This is a genomic window from Paenarthrobacter sp. NPDC018779 (genome assembly GCF_044391085.1).
In the GTDB taxonomy this organism is placed as follows: Bacteria; Actinomycetota; Actinomycetes; order Actinomycetales; family Micrococcaceae; genus Arthrobacter.
Genome location: NZ_JBIRZS010000016.1, coordinates 78,072 through 85,372, shown reverse-complemented (window position 1 = coordinate 85,372; position 7,301 = coordinate 78,072). Strand labels below are relative to the sequence as shown.

6 protein-coding genes are annotated in these 7,301 nt (G+C 62.0%); 2 read left to right on the top strand and 4 right to left on the bottom strand.

Annotated elements, in window-relative coordinates; all coding sequences use genetic code 11:
- From ACH488_RS16005 to pdhA, 4 genes are all read right to left on the bottom strand, one after another.
- Window positions 1-1,977, bottom strand: a 1,977-nt coding sequence (locus tag ACH488_RS16005; protein WP_397325550.1) for a S8 family serine peptidase, incomplete at its 3' end; no start/stop codon positions are given.
- A gap of 196 nt (window positions 1,978-2,173) precedes the next feature.
- Window positions 2,174-3,622 carry a dihydrolipoamide acetyltransferase family protein gene (locus ACH488_RS16000; RefSeq protein ID WP_397325549.1) on the bottom strand — a complete coding sequence of 483 codons (1,449 nt, stop codon included), beginning with the start codon at window positions 3,620-3,622 and terminating at the stop codon, window positions 2,174-2,176.
- 2 nt (window positions 3,623-3,624) lie between these two features.
- The gene (locus ACH488_RS15995) at window positions 3,625-4,713 is read right to left on the bottom strand and encodes an alpha-ketoacid dehydrogenase subunit beta (RefSeq protein ID WP_397325548.1); all 1,089 of its coding nucleotides are present in this window, start codon (window positions 4,711-4,713) and stop codon (window positions 3,625-3,627) included.
- The gene (pdhA, locus tag ACH488_RS15990) at window positions 4,710-5,903 is read right to left on the bottom strand and encodes a pyruvate dehydrogenase (acetyl-transferring) E1 component subunit alpha (RefSeq protein ID WP_397325547.1); all 1,194 of its coding nucleotides are present in this window, start codon (window positions 5,901-5,903) and stop codon (window positions 4,710-4,712) included. Before pdhA ends, ACH488_RS15995 begins: the two co-directional genes overlap by 4 nt.
- Window positions 5,904-6,074: 171 nt before the next feature.
- Here pdhA and ACH488_RS15985 point away from each other — a divergent pair, with 171 nt between their 5' ends.
- Together ACH488_RS15985 and ACH488_RS15980 are read left to right on the top strand one after the other, a co-directional pair.
- Window positions 6,075-6,539, top strand: coding sequence for an Lrp/AsnC family transcriptional regulator (locus tag ACH488_RS15985; RefSeq protein WP_397325546.1), 465 nt, complete (start codon window positions 6,075-6,077; stop codon window positions 6,537-6,539).
- Window positions 6,540-6,598: 59 nt separating this feature from the next.
- The gene (locus ACH488_RS15980) at window positions 6,599-7,171 is read left to right on the top strand and encodes a YdcF family protein (protein ID WP_397325545.1); all 573 of its coding nucleotides are present in this window, start codon (window positions 6,599-6,601) and stop codon (window positions 7,169-7,171) included.
- Window positions 7,172-7,301 lie beyond the last annotated feature (130 nt).

The window sequence follows — 7,301 nt, the reverse complement described above, 5'->3', positions numbered from 1 at the left end:
GGCTTCGATGGACGTCATGACATTCCAGCCCGAACCGATTTGCTTGGCCGTCAGCCAACCGCCGGAGCCATTACCGGGGTACAGCCACAAAACGCCTTTGCCATCGCGGGCAATGACGTCCGCCTTGCCGTCGCCATTGAAATCACCAGGGGCTTCGATGGACGTCATGACATTCCAGCCCGAACCGATTTGCTTGGCCGTCAGCCAACCGCCGGAGCCATTACCGGGGTACAGCCACAAAACGCCATTGGTGTCCCGGGCCAGGACATCCGAATTGCCGTCGCCGTTGAAGTCCGTGATCTTGATGCGGGCAGACGAGAACGCGTGGCTCCAGGAAGTAGTAGCCCCCACTGCGAGGACATAATCCTTGGCGGCGCGAGCGGTCACGGTGACGGTCCCGTTGGCACGGTAAACGCCGGCAGGAACAACGACGCTACCGACTAAGTATTCAACGCCCTTGACCGCGGGGATCTGGAACGTGTCCTTTGCCGTCCCGTCGAGGTCTTTGAAGACCACAGGGGACGGCGCCACAGGCAAGTTGCCGCCGTAAGCAATCAGCGCAGCCGTTGCATCGACGAGGCCGGCTCCACAACCGGGAGCGCAGCCGGCCGGCAGGGGACGGGAGCTGTCCTTGAGTTGTTGTTCCAAAGTAGCCGGAGTCAGCGAGCCACCTTCGGCGGCGAACAGGAGTGCCGCCAGTCCGGAGACATGCGGGGCGGCCATGGACGTTCCCTGCATGAAGTAGTAACCGGTTTCAGCCTGGGTGGTGGTTCCGGCGTTGTACGTGGACAGGATGCCGTTCAACGGATCCGAGCGCATGTCGCCACCGGGCGCCGTGACATCAACGGCGTCCCCGTAATTGGAATACGGCGCTTTCGCACCGGACCTGGTGCTGGCGGCCACGGTAATGACGTTCTGGCAGTTTGCCGGGCTGGCTTGGGATGCCGGTACGTTCGAGTTTCCTGCCGAGACCACGACGGCGGCACCCGCGTTGTGCGCGAAGTCGATGGCGTTTTGGTAGGTCGCCGAGCACGCCTTGATGCCGCCCAGGCTGAGGTTGATGACCTTGGCGGGGTTGGGGTTGGTTGGCACACCGCTAACGACGCCGCCTGCCGCCCAGACGATGGAGTCTGCAATCTCCGAGGTGTAGCCACCGCAAACACCCAGGGCCCGAACAGGCAGGATTTTTGCCCCAGGAGCGACGCCGCTGATGCCCCGGTTGTTGTTTCCGACGGCAGCGATGGTGCCGGCTACGTGCGTTCCATGCCAAGACGAATCTTCCGCGGGGCTACCGTCGGCACACTGGTTGGCCGAAACCCAGTCGCCCATATCGGTCGGATCAGGATCCCGGCCGTCGCCGTCCCGCGCGTCCGCCGCGTCGTCGATCATGTCGTAGCCGGGCAGGATGTTGGCGTCGAGGTCAGAGTGCCTGGTGATGCCTGTGTCCACCACGGCCACCACCACGCCCTCGCCACGGGTGTAATCCCAAGCACCGGTAGTGCGAAGGCCACCCTGGCTTTCCCACAGGTCCCACTGTTGATTGAAGTAGGTGTCGTTCGGCGCCGCCGCAATGTGCATAACCGTGTCAGGTTCGGCGTAGGCGACGTTCGGATCCAGGCGGAGAGATTCAGCGAACTTCTCGGCTTCGCTTGCACTCAGCGCCTCGTCGAGCTTGACCACGTGCCCGCCAGTGGCAACGTCGCGGACGGTTTGTGCAGATACTCCCAATTTTGAGGCGGCGTTGTCCGCTGCCTCCTCGACTGCCACGCGTGCCGCCTGGACCGAGTTGTCCTTAATACCAACAATGAACTGGTCAGTGCTGGATTCGGGCGTCGACCGCAGAGCTTGGGGCGCGCTGGGAAGTATGTTCCCGTCATCGGCCAGGGCTGGCTGGGCGGCAAACCCACCACCGATGAGGACAGCGGCTGTGGCGATGCCAACGAACCGTAAAGATTGCTGCGCGTATTTCTTGACCATGATTCGGTATCCCCCGGGAAAGCGCGAACGAACCATGGCGGGGTCGAGCGCGGGCAACTGGAGACCACCAGCTGACCCCCACGAGATTCTAAACCGAGACTTGACTTGCGTTGCAAGCGTCACCGGTTTATGACGAGTCTGTAGATTAAATGGATGGGTCCCGACCAAGCGGCCGGGACCCAGTTTCGCTGGTGCCTCACATATCCGCCAGCGCACCACCCGGATTTTCCATGCAGTCCGCAACATACCGAAGGAAGCCCGCCGCAGTTTCCCCATCGCAAACCCGGTGGTCGAAGGCCAACGTCAGCTCGGTGACCTTGCGGACCGCGAGCTCACCATCCACTACCCACGGCTTGTCGATGATGCGGCCAACGCCCAGCATCGCCACCTCGGGATAGTTGATGATCGCTGCTGAACCGTCGACGCCGAACACACCGTAGTTATTCAGTGTGAAGGTGCCCGAGCCCAGTTCGGCCGGGGTCGCCTTGCCATCGCGGGCGACGGCGGTCAGCCGCCGGATCTCTGCGTCCAGTTCGCGGGCGCTCAGCTGATGGGCGTTGCGCACCGACGGAACCACCAGGCCTCGGTCTGTTTGCGCCGCAAAACCGAGGTTGATTCCGTCGAAGCCGACGATCTCCTGCGAGCCGTCGGCCACCGTTTCGAAGCGTGTGTTGAGTGCCGAATATTTTTTTAACCCAGCCGTGACAAAACGAGCAATGAAGGCCATTAGACCGGGAGTGTCGTGTGGCGAGCGCCTTTTCAGTTCAGCCCGCATCTCAACCAATGCGGTTGCGTCAACATCCACCCATACAGTTGCTTCCGGGATCTCCGAACGGCTCTTGGTCATGTTCGCAGAAACGGCCTTACGGACGCCGCGAACGGGGGTGCGGGCCGACACGGCGAGACCTGTCCGCGAATCCATTTCCCCCTCCGCTGCGGGTGCAACCCGCTCGAGGGCAGGAGCAGGAGGAGCCGCTGGAGCGTCCGGTGTCGAGATTGCGGCCTCGACGTCCTTCCGCATGATCAACCCACTTGCGCCGGACCCCTCGATCGTGTCCAAGGAGACACCATGGTCGCGTGCCATCTTCCGCACGAGCGGCGAAATGACTGCACTGAGCTTTCCGGGGATCCTCGTGCCAGCCAGGCCGGGTTCCAGTGGAGCCGCCGGGGCCTCCTGAACAACGGAGTCGACGACGGCGACACTCGACTTCCGCGGGCGGGTCCGGCCGGTCGTTGCACCTCCCGGTGTCCCGTAACCGATGAGGACGTTACCGGAGCCAGCCTTCTCCTCTGTCCGGTAGGTTTCGGCGGCCGCCGAAACCTCGGGCGAAGCCGGCACGCCAGTCGTCACTGCGTCTTCGACGGCAGCGGGAGCTTCCGGCGCAACGGGAGCGGCACCCACGCGGGCGATCGAGATCAGCGGCTTGCCGACGTCGAGCGTTTCTCCTGCCTGGCCGTGCAACTCGGCAACTGTGCCCGCATAAGGTGAAGGCACCTCCACCATGGACTTGGCGGTCTCAACCTCGGCGATGGGCTGGTCAACTTTGATTTCATCGCCGACGGCGACGAGCCAGTTCACGAGTTCGGCCTCGGTGAGGCCTTCCCCCAGGTCCGGCAGAAGGAATACCTGCATATCTGAGCTCATGGTCAGTCCTCCCACTGAAGGTCGTCAACGGCGTCGAGGATACGGTCGACGCTGGGCAAGTAGTAGTGCTCCAACTTTGGAGACGGGAACGGCACATCGAAACCTGTGACCCGGCGAATCGGAGCTGCCAGGTAATGGAAGGAACGTTCCTGGACGCGGGCCACGATTTCCGAGGAGACGGAGGCAAAACCATGAGCTTCGGCAATCACGACGGCGCGTCCCGTCTTGCGAACGGACGCGCAGACGGTTTCGTCGTCGAAGGGGACGATGGTGCGAACGTCGATGACCTCAAGTGAGCGACCCTCCTCAGCGGCAGCGGCTGCGGCTGCGAGCGCGGTGGGAACGGACGGACCGTAGGCGATGAGCGTCGCGTCCGTGCCGGGACGCGCGACGGCGGCGCGGCCCTCGGTGAAGGTGCCGGCGTCGTGCTCTGCGCGCAACGCGGCCAGGTCCACCTGGTCCTTGGACCAGTAGAGTTTTTTGGGTTCCATGAACATGACCGGGTCATCGGAGTCGATGGCCTCGCGGAGCATGCGGTAGCCGTCGGCGACTGTGGCCGGAGTGTAGACCTTCAGGCCGGCGGTGTGGGCGTAGTAGGACTCGGAGGAATCGCAGTGGTGCTCCACTCCCCCGATGCCACCGGCGTAGGGAACACGGATGACCATGGGCATCTTAAGCTTGCCCTTGGTGCGGTTATGCATCTTGGCCACGTGGCTGACGATCTGCTCGAAGGCCGGGTAGGCGAAGGCGTCAAACTGCATCTCGATTACCGGACGCATTCCGTTGATGGCCATGCCAACGGCCATTCCCACGATGCCGGACTCAGCGAGCGGCGTGTCAAAGCAGCGCTGTTCGCCGAACTCGGCCATGAGTCCGTCGGTGATGCGGAAGACGCCGCCGAGCATTCCGACGTCTTCGCCGAAGACCAGCACCGAATCATCTGCCCGCATGGCATCTGACATTGCGGTGTTCAGTGCCTTGGCCATGGTGATGGACTGGGGCCCCGTGGCTTCTGCCGTTGCTGCGGCCGAAGCGGCCGCGCTGGCCGTCGCGGCGCTGACGTTGCCGTTAACGGAAGTGGTGACGGTCATTTTGCGCTTTCCTCACGTGCGAGTTCACCGGCGAGCAGTTCAGACTGCTCTTTCAGCTGCGGGGTCTGCTTGGCGAAGACGTATTTGAACAGGTTCTGCGGTTCCACCGGAACGTCCTCGCCCAGCCCTTCCCTGAGTTGGGTGGCCACGGCTTCAGCGTGGTCGGCGATCTTCGCGTTGGCTTCCTCGTTCAGGAGGCCCTTGTCCGTGAGGTACGCCTTCATGCGGGTCAGCGGATCCTTCGCCTGCCATTCGGCGACCTCGCTGTCCGGGCGGTAGCGGGTGGCGTCGTCAGCGTTGGTGTGCGCCTGCATGCGGTAGGTGTGGGCCTCGATCAGCAGGGGACCCGAACCTTCCCGGGCAAGTTTTACGGCGCGGTCCATGACCGCGAGCAGGGCTACAAGATCGTTGCCATCAACGCGCTCCCCTGCCATGCCATAGCCAACGGCCTTGTGGGCGAGCGAGGGCGCGACGGACTGGTGGCTGAGCGGTACGGAGATGGCGTACTTGTTGTTCTGCACAAAGAAGATGACGGGCAGGTGGAATACGGCCGCGAAGTTGAGTGCCTCGTGGAAGTCGCCTTCGCTGGTGGCGCCGTCACCGCACATGGCCATGACCACCGTATCTTCGCCCCGGAGCTTGGCGGCATGGGCGACGCCGACAGCGTGCAAAAGCTGCGTGGTCAACGGCGTGCACTGGATGCCGACGTTGTGCTCCCTGGGGTCGTAGCCGCCATGCCAGTCGCCTCGGAAGATGGTCATTACCTCAACAGGGTCAACGCCCCTGGTCATAACAGCTACGGCGTCACGGTATGTCGGGAAAAGCCAGTCTCCTTCGCGGAGGCACATGGCTGCCGCGACTTGGCAGGCTTCCTGGCCGTGGCTTGACGGATAGACAGCCATGCGGCCCTGACGGACCAGCGCGGAGTTCTGGTCATTGATGCGCCGTCCGATGACGAGTCGCTCGTAGGCGCTCAGAAGTTCCGCATCGCTTGGAGTGGGGTATTCATGGCCCGGTTCGGTGCCTTGCTTCTCCTTTGAGCGGAGGGTGCCGTCCGGGTTCACCATCTGGATTTGGTGACGGGCGGGCAGCATGTAGTCCTCTACGCTGATGCCGAATTTTCTCCGAACGTCAGCAGCCTGGTCCTCCGCTGCCGTTTCCGGCGCAGAGTGGTCCGCATGGATCGTCATTGGTCCGTCCTTCTCTAGCCACTATGTGCTTCCAGTATCTTCCCGGGAGATGTTTCGTATCCAGCATTGGGGAAAATCATGGAAGAGATTGTTGGTAAGGGCTATTCTGAGAGACGAATTGCCATTGTGAGCTGGGTAACTACCGGCGCTGTAGACGAATTGGAGCCTAGTGTGAGCGAGACCGAAGCCGAGCAGACCGCGGTCCCCCTGGACAGTGTTGACCGCGACATCATCCGCGAACTCACCACCGACGGCCGAATGTCCATCACCCAGGTGGCGGAGAACGTACACATCAGCCGTGCCCACGCCTATTCCCGCTTGGCTCGCCTGACCGGCGAAGGGGTGCTCACCAAATTCACCGCGTTGGTGGATCCGATCAAGGCCGGCCTTCGCTCTTCGGCCTACGTAACCCTGAAGGTTCAGCAGCACTCATGGCGGGAACTGAAGGAACAACTGCGCTCCATCCCCGAGGTCCACCACATCGCTTTGGTGGGCGGGGACTTCGACGTCATCCTGTTGGTGCGGGCTACTGACAACATCCATCTCCGCCGTGTGATCTTCGACCAACTTCAATCCATGGAAGGCGTGCTGGATACCCAGACTTTCCTTGTATTTGAGGATGTTGATACGCGGTAGTCAGCTTTGGTGCAGGGACCTTGTCCGGAACGTCCAGATTGGGACCATAAACTGTCTCCGTGCCCACCAAAACCGCCTTCATGACGCGCGTCGCTTTGCGGTCGCTCATTGCATGTGTGGCGGCATTTGCCGTGTGGGTTCTCCTGGCCATCCAGTTCTTCGCGCTTCCTCCCCAAGCCACACCGCACCACACCGACGCGATAGTGGTGCTCGGAGGAATGAGCCGCGAACGCCTTCCGGTCGCGCAGGACCTACAGAAGTCACTCGACATTCCGGTTCTGGTTGTCTCGACGACGGGGTTGTCCGGCAACGTTGAGGGTGACGCCCTGTGCAGCGAAAGTGGCGGCGACGACCCAGACATGATCTGTTTCCGTCCGGACCCTTTAAACACCCGCGGGGAAGCTGATGCGGTTGCTTCGCTGGCCGCCAAACATGGTTGGAAGTCCGTCACCGTAGTCACCTCGGATTACCACCTCATGCGGGCGGGAACTTTGATGCGGCAATGCACTTCAGTTGAGGTACAAATGGTCGGGTCCGAGCCGGAGCTCTCTGCAGGTGCTTGGCTGGACCGCTTCGCTGTTGAAACCGGCGGGTTGATCGATGTGTGGATGCGGCCGGAGTGCGGTTCCTAACCGATCCTCGTCGTGACAAAAATCGTAACTAAGTAACTAGTGGTGTCAGCCGAACTCCGAATTCTTGACCAACATTCCGGATCTCCTTTTGACGCTTGAAGGATTCCGTCAAGGGATTGAGTTTGCCACC

Excerpts from the sequence above, each read along its gene's own strand:
- pdhA (WP_397325547.1), bottom strand. The coding sequence starts at position 5,903 with ATGACGATCCATGCGGACCACTCTGCGCCGGAAACGGCAGCGGAGGAC.
- ACH488_RS16000 (WP_397325549.1), bottom strand. The coding sequence starts at position 3,622 with ATGAGCTCAGATATGCAGGTATTCCTTCTGCCGGACCTGGGGGAAGGC.
- ACH488_RS15995 (WP_397325548.1), bottom strand. The coding sequence starts at position 4,713 with ATGACCGTCACCACTTCCGTTAACGGCAACGTCAGCGCCGCGACGGCC.